The organism is Paraburkholderia lebeckiae (assembly GCF_050436325.1).
Lineage (GTDB): Bacteria > Pseudomonadota > Gammaproteobacteria > Burkholderiales > Burkholderiaceae > Paraburkholderia > Paraburkholderia tuberum.
In genome coordinates this window covers 1,259,310-1,276,795 of sequence record NZ_JBNDLZ010000003.1, presented here as the reverse complement: position 1 = coordinate 1,276,795, position 17,486 = coordinate 1,259,310, and the positions used below count along the sequence as shown (strand labels likewise).

Annotated in this window: 18 protein-coding genes; 5 read left to right on the top strand and 13 right to left on the bottom strand. The window is 65.7% G+C overall.

From position 1 onward, the window contains the following. Positions 1-57: 57 nt before the first annotated feature. The 13 genes from OKW44_RS23750 to OKW44_RS23690 form a co-directional block, all read right to left on the bottom strand. Entirely contained in the window at positions 58-363 is a 306-nt protein-coding gene (locus OKW44_RS23750; protein ID WP_018419648.1) for an urease subunit beta, read from the bottom strand. Between the two features lie 25 nt (positions 364-388). Next, entirely contained in the window at positions 389-691 is a 303-nt protein-coding gene (gene ureA / locus OKW44_RS23745) for an urease subunit gamma (protein WP_008923043.1), read from the bottom strand. Positions 692-841: 150 nt separating this feature from the next. Continuing rightward, the gene (locus OKW44_RS23740; protein WP_018419649.1) at positions 842-1,654 is read right to left on the bottom strand and encodes a transporter substrate-binding domain-containing protein; all 813 of its coding nucleotides are present in this window, start codon (positions 1,652-1,654) and stop codon (positions 842-844) included. Between the two features lie 215 nt (positions 1,655-1,869). Then, complete coding sequence (locus OKW44_RS23735) at positions 1,870-2,739, bottom strand: urease accessory protein UreD (RefSeq protein ID WP_018419650.1); 870 nt, start codon at positions 2,737-2,739, stop codon at positions 1,870-1,872. A gap of 71 nt (positions 2,740-2,810) precedes the next feature. Further along, the gene (locus tag OKW44_RS23730) at positions 2,811-3,008 is read right to left on the bottom strand and encodes a hypothetical protein (protein WP_018419651.1); all 198 of its coding nucleotides are present in this window, start codon (positions 3,006-3,008) and stop codon (positions 2,811-2,813) included. Between the two features lie 58 nt (positions 3,009-3,066). After that, complete coding sequence (locus OKW44_RS23725) at positions 3,067-3,426, bottom strand: hypothetical protein (RefSeq protein ID WP_113061892.1); 360 nt, start codon at positions 3,424-3,426, stop codon at positions 3,067-3,069. A gap of 75 nt (positions 3,427-3,501) precedes the next feature. Next, positions 3,502-4,194: an urea ABC transporter ATP-binding subunit UrtE gene (gene urtE / locus OKW44_RS23720; RefSeq protein ID WP_018419653.1), complete on the bottom strand. Its 693-nt coding sequence runs from the start codon at positions 4,192-4,194 to the stop codon at positions 3,502-3,504. Between the two features lie 50 nt (positions 4,195-4,244). After that, positions 4,245-5,108 (bottom strand): urea ABC transporter ATP-binding protein UrtD, encoded by an 864-nt coding sequence (urtD, locus tag OKW44_RS23715; protein ID WP_018419654.1) that lies wholly within the window; start codon positions 5,106-5,108, stop codon positions 4,245-4,247. Then, on the bottom strand, positions 5,108-6,307 hold the full coding sequence (urtC, locus tag OKW44_RS23710; protein ID WP_018419655.1) for an urea ABC transporter permease subunit UrtC: 1,200 nt from the start codon (positions 6,305-6,307) through the stop codon (positions 5,108-5,110). The genes urtD and urtC overlap by 1 nt, the downstream gene beginning before the upstream one ends. A gap of 1 nt (position 6,308) precedes the next feature. Beyond that, on the bottom strand, positions 6,309-7,943 hold the full coding sequence (gene urtB / locus OKW44_RS23705) for an urea ABC transporter permease subunit UrtB (protein WP_084754039.1): 1,635 nt from the start codon (positions 7,941-7,943) through the stop codon (positions 6,309-6,311). Positions 7,944-8,231: 288 nt separating this feature from the next. After that, positions 8,232-9,530 carry an urea ABC transporter substrate-binding protein gene (urtA, locus tag OKW44_RS23700; protein ID WP_018419657.1) on the bottom strand — a complete coding sequence of 433 codons (1,299 nt, stop codon included), beginning with the start codon at positions 9,528-9,530 and terminating at the stop codon, positions 8,232-8,234. 765 nt (positions 9,531-10,295) lie between these two features. Then, complete coding sequence (locus OKW44_RS23695; RefSeq protein WP_018419659.1) at positions 10,296-10,619, bottom strand: rhodanese-like domain-containing protein; 324 nt, start codon at positions 10,617-10,619, stop codon at positions 10,296-10,298. An 89-nt stretch (positions 10,620-10,708) separates the two neighbouring features. Next, entirely contained in the window at positions 10,709-11,362 is a 654-nt protein-coding gene (locus OKW44_RS23690; RefSeq protein WP_018419660.1) for a protein-L-isoaspartate O-methyltransferase family protein, read from the bottom strand. A gap of 289 nt (positions 11,363-11,651) precedes the next feature. On the opposite strand from OKW44_RS23690, the gene OKW44_RS23685 reads away from it, so the two are divergent. From OKW44_RS23685 to OKW44_RS23665, 5 genes are all read left to right on the top strand, one after another. Continuing rightward, on the top strand, positions 11,652-12,740 hold the full coding sequence (locus tag OKW44_RS23685) for a LacI family DNA-binding transcriptional regulator (RefSeq protein ID WP_026225639.1): 1,089 nt from the start codon (positions 11,652-11,654) through the stop codon (positions 12,738-12,740). A gap of 3 nt (positions 12,741-12,743) precedes the next feature. Beyond that, entirely contained in the window at positions 12,744-14,231 is a 1,488-nt protein-coding gene (locus tag OKW44_RS23680) for a sugar ABC transporter ATP-binding protein (RefSeq protein WP_018419662.1), read from the top strand. After that, positions 14,212-15,225, top strand: a complete 1,014-nt coding sequence (locus OKW44_RS23675; RefSeq protein WP_018419663.1) for an ABC transporter permease — start codon at positions 14,212-14,214, stop codon at positions 15,223-15,225. The genes OKW44_RS23680 and OKW44_RS23675 overlap by 20 nt, the downstream gene beginning before the upstream one ends. Before the next feature lie 148 nt (positions 15,226-15,373). Next, positions 15,374-16,336, top strand: coding sequence for a substrate-binding domain-containing protein (locus tag OKW44_RS23670; protein ID WP_018419664.1), 963 nt, complete (start codon positions 15,374-15,376; stop codon positions 16,334-16,336). A 67-nt stretch (positions 16,337-16,403) separates the two neighbouring features. Continuing rightward, entirely contained in the window at positions 16,404-17,453 is a 1,050-nt protein-coding gene (locus OKW44_RS23665) for a sugar phosphate isomerase/epimerase family protein (RefSeq protein WP_018419665.1), read from the top strand. The last annotated feature ends 33 nt before the right edge of the window (positions 17,454-17,486 follow it).

The window sequence follows — 17,486 nt, the reverse complement described above, 5'->3', positions numbered from 1 at the left end:
CGACAGGCAAGGCAAGGCGGAGCAGGGCGGTCGAAACGCCAGGGCGCGGGCAGCGCATCACAGCTTGCCCATCACCTTGCCGTTGAAGCCGTAGACGATGCGCTCGCCGGCCAGCGCGACGAGTTCGACCGTGCGCTCCTGACCGGGCTCGAAGCGCACCGCGGTGCCCGCCGCGATGTTCAGGCGAAAGCCGCGCGCCGCTTCGCGATCGAACGACAGCGCGTCGTTCACCTCGTAGAAATGGTAATGCGAGCCGATCTGCACGGGACGGTCGCCGGTATTCGACACGACCACCGTGACCGTCGCGCGGCCCGCGTTCAGTTCGTGCTCGCCGTCGTCGATGAGGAGTTCGCCGGGAATCATGGGGCCTGCCTTGACGAAGAGGAGTTCAGGGAATCGGGTGATGGACGGTGACGAGCTTGGTGCCGTCGGGAAACGTCGCTTCGACCTGGATGTCGGGGATCATCTCGGGCACGCCCTCCATCACGTCGGCGCGCGTGAGCAGCGTGGTGCCGTAGTGCATCACCTCGGCGACGCTCTTGCCGTCGCGCGCGGCTTCCATCAGCGCGGCGGTGATGAAGGCGACAGCCTCCGGATAGTTCAGCTTGAGGCCGCGCGCGCGGCGCCGTTCGGCGAGCAGCGCGGCGGTGAAGATCAGCAGCTTGTCCTTCTCGCGAGGTGTCAGCTTCATCGGGTGTGGGTCTCGGCGTTTGATGTGTCGTGGTCGCGTCGCGGTGACGGGGTCCTGGCGTCGCGCGATCAGCCGATCACGGTATCAAGTCCGGCTAACGGCGCGCTTACAACTACGTTTGCGACCGCGCATGCCACCGCGTCTGCAAAATTACAGGTCGGCGGGCAGCGGTGCGCCGAACCACTTCTTCGACATCGCACCGAGCGTGCCGTCGTGTTTGGCCTGGGCGATCGCGGTATCGACCTTCTGTTGCAGGCGCGGCTCGTTCTTGTTCATGCCGACGAAGCACGGCGAGTTCTTGATCACGAACTTCGGCTCCGGACGGCGCGGCGGATTTTTCGCGAGGATCGCGGCCGCGACGATGTTGCCGGCCGCGATCAGTTGCACCTGGCCGGACAGGAACGCGGCGATCGTCGCGTTGTTGTCCTCGAAGCGCTTGATCGTCGCGTTCGGCGCCATCTGCGTGAGACCGATTTCCTCGAGCGCGCCGCGCGTCGCGCCGACGGTCTTGCCGGTGAGATCGGCGGGACCGCTCACCTTGATGTCGGCGGGACCGAACACGCCCTGGTAGTACGGCGCGTACGCGTTCGAAAAGTCGATCACCTTCTCGCGCTCGGGCGTTTTGCCGAGCGACGAGATCACGAGGTCGACCTTGCCCGTTTGCAGATACGGAATGCGGTTCGCGCTGTTGACCGGCACGAGTTCGAGCTTCACGTTCATCGCTTTGGCGAGCAGCGCGGCCGTGTCGATGTCATAGCCCTGCGGCTTCATGTCGGGGCCGACCGAGCCGAACGGCGGATAGTCCTCGGGCACGGCGACCTTCAGCACGCCGGCCTTGGCGATGTTGTCGAGCGTGTCGGCGTGCGCGGAGCCTGAATGAAACGCGAGATCGGCGACGATGGGCAGGGCGAGCAATGCGGCCAGCAAGGCGCGGCGCGCGGAGCGGGAGAGAGTGCGGGTCATGGGCGTGAGCGGTGGTAGTGTCGTTGGAGTCGGGTCGTCGCTGGCTTCATCGTGGCCGGCCGCGAAGTGGCGAGTGCAACGCAAGCTGTGTGCCATCCCTCTGCGGCGCGGCGTGGCGGCGTGCTGCGCCAGTTCGCGCACATGGTTGGGGCGTGCGCGTGCGCCGCCTTGGTGCGCAAAGAGCGTGATGAAGACGAAAGCGGGAAGCCGCGCTCTCAGGTCGACCAGATCCGCAACGGCAACGCTGCGACACCATGCACGACCGGCCGCAATTGCAGCCAGCAGCGCGTGAGCGCGTGCTGCAGCGTTTCCATCGAGCGCGACACCGCGCGCACGAGCAGCACGCCGTTTGTCACGCACGACGCGGCCGCTCGCAACGTATCGTCGAACGGCAGTTGCGCGCTCAGCGATTCGGCGAGCGCGTCGTCGCAAGCGGCGCCTACGGCCCACAGCGTGCCGTAGGCCGGAAAGCCGGCGAGCCCCTGCGGCGCGCCGCGCAGCGGATCGTCGGCGGTGAGGCTCGCGCGTTCGAACCACAGCAGCTCGCCATTCGCGCCGACGATGCGCGACACCGCGCGCAAGCTACCCGCCGACCAGCGTTCGCCGGCCGCCTGGCGTCCGAGCTGGGTCGCGTCCCAGCCGATCGCGCTCGCGCCGGCGCCGAGCGTCAACGAAAAATCGAGTTGCGCGTTCGCGTGATCGAACACGATGTTGTTCTGCGGCAGCCAGTCGAGCTTCGCGTGCTCACCGACACGCAGCGCGATGCGCTGCCGCGCCGCGCGGCCGTTCGACTTGTACCACTTGGTTGCGCCCGGCGTCGTCAGCACCGCATGCGTGTGCGCGGCGAGGGTGATGTCGATGTCGAGCTGATCGCCACCCGCGACGCCGCCGGGCGGATGCACGATCACCGCGTGACAGATCGCCGGGCCTTCCGGATAGAGCGGCCGTTGCACGCGCAGCGGTCCGTCGTGCCGCCGGTGCGCGAGCGTCGTGCGAGCGTCGCCGCCGACGAAGCCGAGTTCGAGTCGCGCGCGCCACGGCGTGTGCCCGGCGGCGAGCGTGGCGTGATTTTCGTGAAGCGACATGCGGATGGATGGGGGAATCGGCGTGCGGCGAGGATAGCACGCGTGTCGAAGCGCGGAAGCCGCGCAAGCGGCTACGATGCGGCCCCTTCTGGCGAGGCCTCGGTCACCGACAGCACCTTGATGCCCTCCCACTGCGGATGCAACAGTCGCAGCAACGCAAGGATCGCGCGGGGGGTGTTTTCCTGGACGGTCAACGAGTCGCTGCCTGTCTGGATTGCTTTCTTGCCATGTTGGCAATACTGATATTCGACGTGAACCGTCACGGACATGCTTTTCTCCCTCTATATCGATGTTGTGTCGCCGACCCAGGCCGTATCGCGGCGGCGTCTAGCGTACTAGTGTCGGCTCGGCGTGATCGTCCACGCCCCGTTCCGCGCGATTGATGAATCCGCAGTCGAGCAATAGCTGACAGAAAGCTTCCGGCGAACACGACGGCCCGGTCGTCCCGGCCATTCTCGCGAGAACGTCGGGGAACGACGCGAGCACGTGCCAGCTGTCGTAATACGCGTGCAGCTGGGGCGCGAGTTCGTTGCCGAGCTTCTCCCAGCGCACCGACAGCATGCCGACCGTACCGCCGTTGTCCACTTCGAATAGACCGAAAGTGACCGCCGACACGACGTTCATCACCCTGCAATAGGAGGCTGGGTTTCTGTAAAACTCGCGTCTGACCTGCTTGTTGTCGTTCATGGTGTCCACCTCGTCGAACCGTTGCGGCGTTGCCTAGCCTGTGTAACGGTTGCGCGGCGGATAACTTGAGCTCGCTTACACGGCAATCAACCCTCTTACCCCATCCGCATCCATGTTCGCCCCCTCGCCGCCCGCGACGATCTCGCCGCGACTCATCACCCAGTAACGATCGGCGATCGCTTTGGCGAAGTCGTAATACTGCTCGACCAGCAGCACCGTCATGCCCATGTCCTCGACGAGCTGCCGCAGCGTGCGGCCGATGTCCTGAATGATCGACGGCTGGATGCCCTCGGTCGGCTCATCGAGGATCAGCAGTTGCGGCTCGCTCATCAGCGCGCGGCCAATCGCGAGCTGTTGCTGCTGACCGCCGGAGAGATCGCCGCCGCGCCGGTTGCGCATGTCCTTCAGTACCGGGAAAAGCTCGTAGATGCGCTCGGGGATTTTTTTCGGCGCCTTTCTGCTCGCGGCGCCCACCAGCAGATTTTCCTCGACGGTGAGGCGCGGAAAGATATCGCGGCCCTGCGGCACGTAGGCGAGCCCCTGGGCGACGCGGGCATGGGTCGGCAGTTTCATCAACTGTTCGCCGCGCCACGCGATCGCGCCGCTTTTCGCGGGTACGACGCCCATCAGGCAGCGCAGCAGCGTGGTCTTGCCGACGCCGTTGCGCCCGAGCAGCACCGTCAGCTTGCCGTCGGGCACCGTGAGCTTCACGTCGCGCAGAATATGGCTGCCGCCGTAGTATTGGTTCAGTCGGTCTACTTCGAGCATTGTTCAGTCATCCTGTCGGGTTGACGATGCGGTCCCGCTTCCGGCAGCAATCAGCGGCCCAGATAAGACTCGATCACCGTCTCGTCGCGCTTGACTTCGTCGAGCGTGCCGTGCGCGAGCACGCGGCCTTCGGCCGTCACTGTCACCTTGCCTGTGTCGCCCGCGAGCGCCGCGACGAACTCCATGTCGTGCTCGACGACCATCATCGAGCAGGTGCCGCGCAGGTGGTTGAGCAATTCGGCGAGTTGCATCGTTTCGTCATCGGTCATGCCGGCCGCGGGTTCGTCGAGCAGCAGCAGCGCCGGTTGCTGCATCAGCAGCATGCCGATTTCGAGGCGCTGCTTCTGGCCGTGCGACAGCTCGCCGGCGAGCCTTCGCGCTTCGCTTTCCAGCCCGATCAGCGCGAGCGTTTCCTCGATGCGGGCCTGCGCGTCGCCATCGAGCCGCGCGCGCAGCGACGCCCACCAGCCCTTGTCCGTTTTCATCGCGAGTTCGAGGTTTTCCCACACCGGATGCTGCTCGAACACGGTCGGCTTCTGGAACTTGCGGCCGATGCCGGCGCGCGCGATCGCCGGTTCGTTCATGCGCGTGAGATCGATCGACTGGCCGAGAAACACTTTGCCGTGATCGGGCACGGTCTTGCCCGTGATCACGTCCATCATCGTCGTCTTGCCCGCGCCGTTCGGGCCGATGATGCAGCGCAGTTCGCCCGCGTCGATCGCGAGCGACAGCGCGTTCAGCGCGCGAAAGCCGTCGAAGCTGACCGTCACGTCTTCGAGGTAGAGGATCGTGCCGTGCGATACGTCGATCTCGCCGGGCACGACCGCGTGTCCCATGCTCGCGACGCCGCTCAGCGAGCGTTCCGGTGGTGCTTCGGGTAAATCCAGATCGGGAACCATCGGGTTTTCGTTCATCAGCGGTTCCTTTTACGCGTCAGCAGATCGGCGAGCCCCATGATGCCGTTCGGCAGCAGCAGCGGCACCAGCACGAAGATCAGGCCGAGAAAGAACAGCCAGTATTCGGGGAAGTTCGCCGTGAAGAAGCTCTTCGCACCGTTCACGGCGAACGCGCCGATGATGGGGCCGATCAGCGTGCCGCGTCCGCCGACCGCCACCCAGATCGCCATTTCGATCGAGTTGCCCGGCGACATCTCGCCCGGATTGATGATGCCGACCTGCGGCACGTACAACGCGCCCGCGATGCCGCACAGCACCGCCGACACGGTCCACACGAACAGCTTGTACGCGAGCGGGCTGTAGCCGAGGAACATCAGCCGCGTTTCGCCGTCGCGCACCGCGGTCACCACGCGGCCGAGCTTCGACGTGACGATCGCGCGCGCGCCGATGAACGCGGCGATCAGCACCGCGAACGTAATGAGCAGCAAGGCGGCGCGCGTGCCCTGATGCGTGATCGGAAAACCGCCGATGCGCTTGAAGTCGGTAAAGCCGTTATTGCCGCCGAAGCCCGTCTCGTTGCGAAAGAACAGCAGCATCGCGGCGAAGGTCATGGCCTGCGTGATGATCGACAGATAGACACCCTTCACGCGCGAGCGGAACGTGAAGAAGCCGAACACCCACGCGACCACGGCGGGTACCAGCACGACGAGCAAGAGCGCGTAGCCGAGATGCTGCGTGCCCTGCCAGTACCACGGCAACTGGTGCCAGTCGAGAAACACCATGAAGTCGGGCAGATCGCTGCCGTACTTGCCGTCGTGGCCGATCGCGCGCATCAGATACATGCCGATCGCGTAGCCGCCGAGCGCGAAGAACAAGGCGTGACCCAAACTCAGGATGCCGCAGTAGCCCCACACCAGATCGAGTGCGAGCGCGGCGATTGCATAGCACATGAACTTGCCGGTCAGCGTCATCGCATATGCGGACAGATGAAAGGCGCTCGTCTCCGGAATCACCAGCGCGGCGAACGGCACGCCGAGGCCGAACACGATGATCAGCGCGATCAGCGCGAGCCACGCGCGACGCGACAACAGCGCGGGCCGCGGTGGCAGGCCGAGCGCGAAGCCGGTGTTGGACTCGCGCGCGCCGCCAGCGCCAGCGGCACTGGCGCGCGACGACGAAGCGGAAGCGGGGTCTGCCGATGAAGTAGCCGATGTCATCTCATGCCTCCGCGCTACGGCCCTTCAAGGCGAACATGCCCTGCGGACGCTTCTGGATGAACAGCACGATCAGCACGAGCACCGCGATCTTCGCGAGCACCGCGCCCCAGAACGGTTCGATCGCCTTGCTGACGAGTCCCAGCCCGAAGCCGCCGAGCACGGTGCCCGCGAGCTGGCCGACGCCGCCGAGCACGACCGCCATGAACGAATCGATGATGTAGCTCTGGCCGAGGTCCGGCCCGACATTGCCGATCTGCGACAGCGCGCAGCCGCCGAGCCCCGCGATGCCCGCGCCGAACGCGAACGCATACGAATCGACGCGCGCGGTCTTCACGCCGACGCACGCGGCCATGCGACGGTTCTGCGTGACCGCGCGCACGAACAGACCCAGCCGCGTGCGCGTGAGCACGGCCCACGCGATCGCGACGACGATCAGCGAGAACGCGAGAATCGCGAGCCGGTTGTACGGCAGGATCAGATTCGGCAGCACGGTCACGCCGCCGCTCATCCACGACGGATTGACGACCTGGACGTTCTGCGCGCCGAACAGCATGCGGGTCGCCTGAATCAGGATCAGGCTCACGCCGAAGGTGGTCAGCAGCGTTTCGAGCGGGCGGCCGTACAGGTGCTTCAGCACGAGCCGTTCGAGCACGATGCCGACCAGCGCCGCCGCGACGAACGCGGCCGGTATCGCAAGCAGCGGATACCAGTCGAACGCATTGGGCGCGAAGCGCTGAACGAGGTTCTGCACGACGTAGGTCGCGTACGCGCCGATCATCAGGAATTCGCCGTGCGCCATGTTGATCACGCCGATCAGGCCATACGTGATGGCGAGGCCGAGCGCGGCGAGCAGCAGCACGCTGCCGAGCGACAGCCCCGCGAACAGCGTGCCCGCGATCTGGCTGCGGCGCTGGATCGCATCGAGCTCATCGATGCCGCTTTGCGCGGCCGCGCGCACGCGTTCGTCGGCTTCGGCAAACGTGCCGTCGGCTTTCTTCGCGACCAGCGGACGCAGCAGTTCGTTCATGTCGAGGTCGTGGCGCGCGGCGACCAGTTGCACCGCATCGAGGCGCTTGGCCGGATCCGGGTCGTGCAATGCGCTCATCGCCCACAGCGTGTCGAGACGTTTCTTCAGAGCGGGATCGGTTTCTTTTGCGCGCGCCGCGTCGACGAGTGGCTTGATCGACGGATCGGGGTTTTGCAGCAGCGCATCGACGGCGGCTGCGCGTGTCGCCCGATCGGGCGAGGCGAGTTGCAGACCCGACAGCGCGCCCGCCACTTTGGAGCGCAGCAGGTTGTTCAGCGTGACCGGTTGCGCGTCGCTCGTGGCGACGGGCTGGCCGGTGACGGCATCGCGGGTGGCGTCGCCGTCCTGCAGCAGTACCGCGCCTGCGTCGGTGGCGAGCGCGTTGTCGTCGGCGAGCGCCTTGAGCACCGCGAGCGACGCGACATCGTGCGTGGCGATCAGCTTGTCGATCGCGGCGGACTTCGCCTCGAAGTCGTCGCCAGCGAGCGGCGCGACGTCGGCCTGGGTCAGCGCGAATGCAGCGCCCGGCGCGGCGGCGAGAAGGACCGCGAGCGGCAGCAGGAGCGTCGCGCCGCGTCGTCGTACGGAAGTCGGAAATGAAAACGCCATGATGGCCTTTTGCACTGGGTTGAATCGATGAGCCGCTCGAGAGCGCGAGGGCGTCGCGTCAGACGTCGCCGCCGCTTCAGCGGGACGTTGCCGCGCATTGGCGTGCGCGGTCACGCCGCGCGACGCAGCGAACGCGCGGCGGCGCGAAGCGCAGGCCGTCTGGGTCACGCGCGCGCCGCGCGCGCGTCGGCACGCAGGTCGCGCGTCGCGACCGAAGCGGCGATACACGCGCGGCGACCCGCGCGCCACATCGCCGCCGCGAGCCGCAACGAGGCTCACGCCGACACGTCATGCGACGCGCGCGCGCCGCAGGAACGCCGGAATCGAGCTGACCACATCCGGCTTGCCCGCATTGCCGGCGATGAACGGGCTCCACGGTTGCGCGCGAATCGGTCCCTTGGTGCGCCACACGACGTTGAACTGGCCATCCGCGCGTACCTCGCCGATCATCACCGGCTTGTGCAGATGGTGGTTGCCGTCCATCTCCAGCGTGAAGCCCGACGGTGCGGCGAAAGTCTGGCCGACCATCGCGACGCGCACCTTGTCGACGTCGGTGCTCTTTGCTTTCTCGACCGCCTGCTTCCACATATGAATGCCGACGAAGGTCGCTTCCATCGGATCGTTGGTCACGCGCTTCGTGCCGCCCGGCAGGTTGTTGTCCTTGACCCACGTGGCCCATTGCTTCTTGAACTTATCGTTGGACGGATTGCGCAACGACATGAAGTAGTTCCAGGCCGCGAGATTGCCGACGAGCGGCTTCGTATCGATGCCGCGCAGCTCCTCTTCGCCGACCGAGAACGCGACGACCGGCACATCCGATGCCTTCAGCCCCTGGTTGCCCAGCTCCTTGTAGAACGGCACGTTCGAATCGCCGTTCACGGTCGAGATCACGGCAGTCTTGCCGCCTTGCGAGAAGGTCTTGATGTTCGCGACGATGGTCTGATAGTCGCTGTGGCCGAACGGTGTATAGACCTCCTGAATGTCGGCTTCCTGCACGCCCTTCGATTTGAGGAACGCGCGCAGGATCTTGTTGGTCGTGCGCGGATATACATAGTCCGTGCCGAGCAGGAAGAAGCGCTTTGCGCCGCCGCCTTCGGCGCTCATCAGGTATTCGGTCGCGGGAATCGCCTGCTGGTTCGGCGCGGCGCCCGTATAGAACACGTTGCGCGACATTTCCTCGCCTTCGTACTGCACCGGATAGAACAGCAGGCCGTTCAGCTCCTCGAACACCGGCAGCACCGACTTGCGCGACACCGAGGTCCAGCAGCCGAACACGACCGCGCACTTGTCCTGCGTCAGAAGCTGGCGCGCCTTCTCGGCGAACAGCGGCCAGTTCGACGCCGGATCGACGACCACTGGCTGGATCTGACGGCCCATCACACCGCCGTTCTTGTTGATGTCGGCGATCGTCATCAACGCGGTGTCTTTCAGCGACGTTTCGGAGATTGCCATCGTGCCGGAAAGCGAATGCAGGATGCCCACCTTGATCGGGCCGCTACCGGACTGCGCGTGCGCGAACGGCACGCGGCCGGCGAGCGCGAGCGCGCCGGACATGGAGCCGTACTTCAACAGACTGCGACGTTTCATGTGCTTTCCCCTTGTCATTGATGGTCAATGTTTATGAGCGTCGATTTCAGCCAGCCTGGCTGAGCTCGCACGAGTAGCCGCTCGTCTACTGCAAGGCACATGCCATGTGACACACTCGACGCGGTGCGCGTGCGATGCCCATTGCGGCGCGGCTATCGGCGCGAGGGCGGCGCGTCGAGCCATCGATGCCGCGGCGCGAAACTGGTGCAGTCGCGCGCGCCGCGCTTCGTTCGGGTGCGTGTCGTGCCGCGACGAAGCGCGCTTTGCCGCCAGCGAAGCGCCGCTGGCGCGCGCGGGGCATCGGCGTGCATCGGCGGTGCATCGGCGGCATCAGTGCGCCGCGTCTTTGTGCATGCCGTGCGCTCTGGCTACATCGGACGACTAGTGATGCGGAACAAGGAGGCCCGGCATGAGCGAACGGGAGCAGGGCGGGGAAATGGACAGTGCTCGCCTGCTAGCACGCGAAAGGCGGAGGGCAGCGCACCCGGTTCATCGGACGCGAGCGCGGCTATCGCGGCGTCGGGTTCGGCTTCGGTGGGATTTCGGTCCGTGGTATGGCGCTGAATCAGACGGCGTGGGTACAAAAAAGCCGACTCGCGAGGGTCGGCTTTCCGTTTGCCAGTGTCTTGGACCGATGGTTCGGGATTTACTTCAAGGGGTCGTGAAATGATACGTACTGTTCGATGAAGCTCAGTCGAACGCTTCTGGAGCGACTGTCCCGCCTTCAATCACCAAATGTTTCGCATCGCGTCTATCGAGCTCGACTCAATAAGTCGGAACCGACGGATCGACCTGACGCGACCACGCGTCGATCCCGCCTTGCAGATTGAACACGTTGGTGTGTCCGCGCGATTCGAGGAACATCGCGACCTGCGCGCTGCGCGCACCGTGATGGCAGATGCAGACGATCTGCGCGTCGTCATCGAGTTCTTCGCTGCGCGCGGGAATCTCGCGCATCGGGATCGACACGATGCCGGCGATCGACGCCGTTTGCAATTCCCACGGCTCGCGTACGTCGAGCAGCACGGGTGCGGGGCGCGAGGTATCGGCGAGCCATTCGGCGAGTGCGGGAGCGGTCAGGTTTTGCATCAGCGAGACATCCAGTTAAAAGGACGACGGCATACTCGCCGCTCGTCCGGATCAACAATACAGCGCGAAGCGCGGCGAAAAAGAGCCGCTTAGAACCTGAACCGCGCCGGCTGCACCGCATTGGCGAGCGGCTCGACATAGGTTTCGAACACGTCGGAGATGCGGTATTGCTTTTCGTCGATGCGCGTGATGACTTGCGCCTTCATCACCGGCGCGCTGCCGACGAACGCCGCGAGACGGCCGCCGACCTTCAGCTGTTCGAGAATTTCCTGCGGCAGCACCGGCAAACCGCCCGACACGCAGATCACGTCGTACGGTGCCGCGCCGGTCCAGCCGCGCGCGGCGTCGCCGGTTGCGACTTCGACGTTCAGCACGCCGTTGGCGATCAGATTGCTCTTCGCGAATTCGGCCAGTTCCGGTTCGATGTCGACGGTCAATACGTGTTGCGCGCGATGCGCGAGCAGCGCCGCCATGTAACCCGAGCCCGCCCCGATTTCCAGCACGCTTTCGTGCTTCTTCACCGCGAGCTCCTGCAGCACGCGCGCCTCGACGCGCGGCGCCAGCATATGCTGGCCGGCCGGCAGCGGCACTTCGAAGTCGGCAAAAGCCAGATCGCGGTAAGCGGCGGGGACGAAATTCTCACGTTTGACGATCGACAGCAAATTCAGCACGTCCTGGTCGAGCACTTCCCAGGGGCGGATCTGCTGTTCGATCATGTTGAAACGCGCTTGCTCGATGTTCATGGTGGATTCGGCGGTTTTGGTTTGGCGAGCGGGCGGCGGCTGCCGCTAACTTTCGTCCTGACCCGGCCCCGGCGGATGGCCGGCGGCCGCGGCTTCGGAGCAAGGCATTCGCATCGCAAGCCGCGTCAGGGGAACTGCGGGATTGTACCAAATGGCTGACTCGCGCCGGCCGCTCGCGGGCAAGCGCCAGGCCGGGCGGACCCCGTGTTAATCCCTAGCGATCCGTCCTTGCGATTCGCATCGCCATCGCCACAAAATGTAATCGATTACATTTTCGCTGCGAGGTCGTGTGTCCCGAACGCCGTCCCGATCGTCGCCGGCCGTGGTGTCCGGCGCGAGCAGTCGACCGCAACCTCAGCCGCAGAGGCGCTCGCCGCGCGCGGCCGACCGGCCGTCGATCGCCGGCGTGGCCGAGCAGGCGGGCGTATCGGTCGCGACGGTGTCGCGCGTGCTGAACGGCCACGAGAACGTGCGGCCCGCCACCCGCGACAGGGTGCTCGCCGCGATCGACGCGAGCGGCTACCGCGTCAACGAACTCGCGCGCAATCTGCGCACCGCCGAAAGCCGCCTGCTGCTGACGATGGTTCCGGACTTCGGCAATCCGTTTTACGCGGAGATCGTGCGCGGCATCGACAGCGTCGCGCGTCAGCACGGCTATTTCATGCTGCTATGCGACACCGGCGCGGATCCGGGGCGTGAGCGCAGCTACTTCGACATGCTGCGGCGGCGCCGCGCGGACGGCGCGATCTGCCTCGATCCGGCGACGATCCAGCAGGCGCTCGGCGAGGCGTCGCAGGCGCTACCGTGGGTCGCGTGCTGCGAGTTCGATCCGCAAATGGGCGTGCCGTACGTCGGCATCGACAACTACCGCGCGGCGGGCGACGCCGTGCGCCACCTGCTCACGCGCGGCCACCGGCGCATCGGCTTGATCAATTCCGACGTCGACTATCTGTATGCGCGCCAGCGTCAGCAGGGCTACCTCGACGCCTTGAGCGACGCGGGCATCGCGCCCGATCCGCGCTGGCGCATGAATCTGAACAGCCTCGATTACGAGGCGGGCGCCTCGGCCGTGGCCGGCTTGATGCGGCAGCCCGATGCGCCGAGCGCGATTTTCGCGGTGTCGGACACGCTCGCGATCGGCGTGATCCACGGCTTGCGCAGCGTCGGCAAGCGCGTGCCCGACGACGTCGCCGTGGCCGGCTTCGACGACATCTCGCTCGCCGCGCAGATCGATCCGCCGCTCACGACGATCGCGCAGCCGATGCGCGAGCTCGGCGAGACCGCCGCGCGTCTGTTGCTGCAACGCCTCGCGAATCCGCAGGCCAACGTGCCGGGCGTGCTGCTGCCGCATCGTCTCGTGATCCGTGGGAGTGCGTGAGCCATGAGCCTCGCGATCCGTTTCGACGACATCCGCAAGGACTTCGGGCCCGTGCGCGTGCTGCACGGCGTGAGCTTCGAACTCGCACCCGGCCGCATCTACGGTCTGCTTGGCGAGAACGGCGCGGGCAAGTCGACGCTGATGAAAATCCTCGCCGGATATGAAACGGCAACGTCAGGCAGCGTGCTGGTCGATGGCCACGCGCAGCGCTTCGCCGGCTCACGCGACGCCGAGGCGCAGGGCATCGTGCTGATCCACCAGGAGTTCAATCTCGCCGAGCATCTGACGATCGCGCAGAACATGTACCTCGGTCACGAGAAGCGCCGCGGCTGGTTAGTCGACGATGCCGCGATGCGCAGCGACGCTGCGCGCTATCTCGCGCAGGTCGGGCTCGAGCGCGCGCCGGACACGAAGGTGCGCGAGCTGATCGTCGCGGAAAAGCAGATGGTCGAGATCGCGAAGGCGCTGTCGCGCCGCGCGCGCCTGCTGATCATGGACGAGCCGACCGCGACGCTGACGCCCGCCGAAACCGACCGGCTCTTCGCGCTGATGCTGAAGCTCAAGGCCGATGGCGTGACGATCGTCTACATCTCGCACAAGCTCGATGAAGTGGAGCGCATCACCGACGAAGTGATCGTGATGCGCGATGGCCGCTTCGTCGCGCGCGGTGAAACCGCGGGGCTCGCGCGTCAGCAGATGGCGAACCTGATGGTCGGGCGCGACGTGTCCGACATGTTCCCCGACAAGCAGACAGTGCCCGCCGACACGCCGATCGCGTTGCGTGTGAACGGCCTGACGGTGCCCGACTGGGTCGAGGATCTGAGCTTCGAGGTGCGCGCGGGCGAAGTGCTCGGCTTCGCGGGCCTCGTCGGCGCGGGCCGCACCGAGGCGTTCGAGGCGATCATCGGCTTGCGCAAACGCACGGGCGGCACGATTGAAATCGCCGGCCGGGCAGTCGATCTGAAGAACCCGCGCGACGCGATGCGCCACGGTCTCACGTATCTGAGCGAGGACCGTAAGGGCAAGGGTCTGCACGTCGACCTGAGTCTGCAGGACAACGTCACGCTGATGACGCTCGAACGCTACGCGCATCCGCTGCTCGACATGAAAGCAGGGCGCGCGGCCTTGCAGAAGGCCGTCGGCGAATTCGGCATTCGTACCGGCGACCTGTCGAGCCGCGCGCGCATGCTGTCGGGCGGCAACCAGCAGAAGCTCGCGCTCGCGAAGTTCCTGCAGCCCGACCCGAACGTGATCGTGCTCGACGAGCCGACGCGCGGCGTCGACGTCGGCGCGAAACGCGACATCTACTTCCTGATTCATCGTCTCGCCGCGCAGGGCCGCGCGGTAATCGTCATTTCATCCGAACTGGTCGAGCTGATCGGCTTGTGCCATCGCGTCGCCGTCATGCGCGCGGGACATCTGCAAGCGACGCTGACGCTCGAACATCTGACTGAAGAGGAGTTGATCGCTCATGCGACCGGCACCCACTGAAGCCGTGCAATCACGGCGCGCGCTGCGCGTCGCGCAGCGGCTCTACACGCTCGGGCCGCTCGCCGGACTGATCGTACTGTGCATCGTCGGCACGCTGCTCAATCGCGACTTCGCGACGCTCGACAACCTGATGAACGTGCTTACGCGCACGTCGTTCATCGGCATCATCGCGGTCGGCATGACCTTCGTGATCATCTCGGGCGGCATCGATCTGTCGGTCGGCTCGATGGCCGCGCTGATCGCGGGCATCATGATCTGGCTGATGAACGGGCTCGCGGCGGGCGCCGCCGGTCATGCGTTGCCGCCGCTCGTGATCGTGACGATCGGCATCGTCGCGGCTTTCGTGCTCGGCGCGCTGTTCGGCTGCGCGCATGGGCTGCTGATCACCAAAGGGCGCATCGAGCCGTTCATCGTCACCCTGGGCACGCTCGGGATTTTTCGCGCGGTGCTGACATGGCTCGCCGATGGCGGCGCGCTGACGCTCAATGATTCTCTATCGGACCTCTACGGTCCCGTCTATTACGCGAGCCTGTTCGGCGTGCCCGTGCCGATCTGGGTGTTTCTCGTGGTCGCGGCGGGCGGCGCGCTGATCCTCAATCGCACCGCGTTCGGCCGGCACGTGCAGGCGATCGGTTCGAACGAACAGGTCGCGCGTTTTGCGGCGATTCGCGTCGATACGGTGAAGATCGTCACGTACGTGCTGCTGGGGATTTGCGTGGGCGTGGCCACCGTGCTCTACGTGCCGCGCCTCGGCTCCGCCACGCCGACCACGGGCCTGTTGTGGGAGCTCGAAGCGATCGCGTCGGTGGTGGTCGGCGGCACCGCGCTCAAGGGCGGCGAGGGACGCGTGATCGGCACCGTGATCGGCGCGATCCTGCTGTCGGTGATCGCGAACATCCTGAACCTGACCAGCATCATCAGCGTGTATCTGAACGCGGCGGTGCAGGGCGTCGTGATTATTTTCGTCGCGTTCGTGCAGCGTGGGCGGCGCTAGCGGAGCGCTTCAAGGCGGCGGCGCCGCAGTGACGACAGCGCAGCGAAGAAAACGCAGCAAAGCAGGCGTAGCAAGGCAGGCGCGGTAAACCAACGGCAGGTCCGAAAAATCGGGGCGAGCGAACGCCTCATGATTGGAGACACACACCATGAAGCAAGTCATTCGAGCGATCGGCGCCGGCGTGCTGGCGTTGGGGATACTGGGCACGAGCGGCGCGGCGCGCGCCGACGACAAGGTCACGCTGGGCGTCGCGATTCCGACGGCCGATCACGGCTTCACCGGCGGCATCGTCTGGTGGGCGAACAAGGCGAAGGCGGATCTCGAGAAGGCGCATCCCGATCTGAAAGTGATCGTGAAAACGGCCGCCAACGCGCCCGAACAGGCGAACCAGTTGCAGGATCTCGTGACGGTCAACAAGATCAACGCGCTCGTGATCTTCCCGTACGAATCGGCGACGCTGACCCAGCCGGTCGAGCAGGTGAAGAAGAAAGGCGTGTACGTGACGGTGGTCGATCGCGGCCTGACGAACACGAGCGCGCAGGATGCCTACGTGGCCGGCGACAACACCGCGTTCGGCAAGATTCCCGCCGAATATCTGGCGAAGGCGCTCGACGGCAAGGGCAACGTCGTCGCGCTGCGCGGCATTCCGACCACGCTCGACAACGAACGCTGGACCGCCTTCACCGGCGTGATGAAAAACTATCCGGACATCAAGATTCTCGACGCGAAATACGCGAACTGGAATCGCGACGACGCGTTCAAGGTGATGCAGGACTACCTGACGCGCTTCAAGCACATCGACGCCGTATGGGCCGCCGACGACGACATGGCGGTCGGCGTGCTGAAGGCCATCGATCAGGCGAAGCGCAACGACATCAAGATCGTGTTCGGCGGCGCGGGCTCGAAGGGCATGGTGAAGAACGTGATGGACGGCGCGCCGATGATCAAGGCCGACGTGTCGTACTCGCCGAAATTCATCTACGACGCGATCAAGCTGACGGCCGAAGCGCGGCTGAAGGGCGACAAGCTGCCGGCCACCACGATCATTCCGTCGGTGCTGATCACGAAGGAAAACGCCCAGCAGTTCTATTTCCCCGACTCGCCGTTCTGAGCGGCGCGCCCAGCATCGTCTAGCACGCGCGGGCGCGGCCCGCGCGCAAAGTTCGAGGAACCGTACGATGAAAACCATCAAAGGGCCGGCGATTTTTCTCGCGCAGTTCATGGGCGACGACGTGCCGTTCGACAACCTCGCGCATCTCGCGGATTGGGCCGCGGGTCTCGGCTTCAAGGGCATCCAGGTGCCGTGCGACCCGCGCCTGATCGATCTCGACAAGGCGGCCGCGAGCGACGCGTATTGCGACGAACTGCGCGAGACCGTCGACAACGCGGGCGTCGCGATCACGGAACTATCGACCCATCTGCAAGGGCAACTGGTCGCCGTGCATCCGGCTTACGACACGCTGTTCGACGGCTTCGCCGCGCCGCAGGTGCGCGGCAATCCGGCGGCGCGCACCGAATGGGCGATCGCGCAGATGAAGCTCGCGGCGCAGGCGTCGCGTCGTTTGGGCCTGAGCACGCACGTGTCGTTTTCGGGCGCGCTCGCGTGGCCGTATCTGTACCCGTGGCCGCAGCGGCCGGCCGGTCTCGTCGAAGCCGCGTTCGAAGAGCTCGCGCGCCGCTGGACGCCGATTCTCGATGCGTTCGACGCGGCCGGCGTCGATGTCTGCTACGAACTGCATCCGGGCGAAGACCTGCACGACGGCGTGACGTTCGAGCGCTTTCTCGCTGCGGTCGGTCAGCATCCGCGCGCGAACATCCTGTACGACCCGAGTCACTTTGTGCTGCAACAGCTCGACTATCTCGCGTTCATCGATATCTACCACGAGCGCATCAAGGCGTTTCATGTGAAGGACGCGGAGTTTCGTCCGACCGGCAAGCAGGGCGTGTACGGCGGGTACAGCGGCTGGGTCGAACGCGCGGGGCGGTTTCGCTCGCTCGGCGATGGACAGATCGACTTCGGCGCGATCTTCTCGAAGATGGCGCAGTTCGATTTTCCGGGCTGGGCCGTGCTCGAATGGGAATGCGCATTGAAGCATCCGCACGACGGCGCGCGCGAAGGCGCGGAGTTCATTCGCCGGCACATCATCCGCGTGGCCGAGCGTGCGTTCGATGACTTCGCGGGAAGCGGTGTCGATACCGCGCAGCTAAAGAGCGTGCTCGGCATCTGACAGCCGGGCGGTTAAGCCGGCGCAACACATGGG

Excerpts from the sequence above, each read along its gene's own strand:
- OKW44_RS23750 (WP_018419648.1), bottom strand. The coding sequence starts at position 363 with ATGATTCCCGGCGAACTCCTCATCGACGACGGCGAGCACGAACTGAAC.
- ureA (WP_008923043.1), bottom strand. The coding sequence starts at position 691 with ATGAAGCTGACACCTCGCGAGAAGGACAAGCTGCTGATCTTCACCGCC.
- OKW44_RS23740 (WP_018419649.1), bottom strand. The coding sequence starts at position 1,654 with ATGACCCGCACTCTCTCCCGCTCCGCGCGCCGCGCCTTGCTGGCCGCA.
- OKW44_RS23735 (WP_018419650.1), bottom strand. The coding sequence starts at position 2,739 with ATGTCGCTTCACGAAAATCACGCCACGCTCGCCGCCGGGCACACGCCG.
- OKW44_RS23730 (WP_018419651.1), bottom strand. The coding sequence starts at position 3,008 with ATGTCCGTGACGGTTCACGTCGAATATCAGTATTGCCAACATGGCAAG.
- OKW44_RS23725 (WP_113061892.1), bottom strand. The coding sequence starts at position 3,426 with ATGAACGACAACAAGCAGGTCAGACGCGAGTTTTACAGAAACCCAGCC.
- urtE (WP_018419653.1), bottom strand. The coding sequence starts at position 4,194 with ATGCTCGAAGTAGACCGACTGAACCAATACTACGGCGGCAGCCATATT.
- urtD (WP_018419654.1), bottom strand. The coding sequence starts at position 5,108 with ATGAACGAAAACCCGATGGTTCCCGATCTGGATTTACCCGAAGCACCA.
- urtC (WP_018419655.1), bottom strand. The coding sequence starts at position 6,307 with ATGACATCGGCTACTTCATCGGCAGACCCCGCTTCCGCTTCGTCGTCG.
- urtB (WP_084754039.1), bottom strand. The coding sequence starts at position 7,943 with ATGGCGTTTTCATTTCCGACTTCCGTACGACGACGCGGCGCGACGCTC.
- urtA (WP_018419657.1), bottom strand. The coding sequence starts at position 9,530 with ATGAAACGTCGCAGTCTGTTGAAGTACGGCTCCATGTCCGGCGCGCTC.
- OKW44_RS23695 (WP_018419659.1), bottom strand. The coding sequence starts at position 10,619 with ATGCAAAACCTGACCGCTCCCGCACTCGCCGAATGGCTCGCCGATACC.
- OKW44_RS23690 (WP_018419660.1), bottom strand. The coding sequence starts at position 11,362 with ATGAACATCGAGCAAGCGCGTTTCAACATGATCGAACAGCAGATCCGC.
- OKW44_RS23680 (WP_018419662.1), top strand. The coding sequence starts at position 12,744 with ATGAGCCTCGCGATCCGTTTCGACGACATCCGCAAGGACTTCGGGCCC.
- OKW44_RS23675 (WP_018419663.1), top strand. The coding sequence starts at position 14,212 with ATGCGACCGGCACCCACTGAAGCCGTGCAATCACGGCGCGCGCTGCGC.
- OKW44_RS23670 (WP_018419664.1), top strand. The coding sequence starts at position 15,374 with ATGAAGCAAGTCATTCGAGCGATCGGCGCCGGCGTGCTGGCGTTGGGG.
- OKW44_RS23665 (WP_018419665.1), top strand. The coding sequence starts at position 16,404 with ATGAAAACCATCAAAGGGCCGGCGATTTTTCTCGCGCAGTTCATGGGC.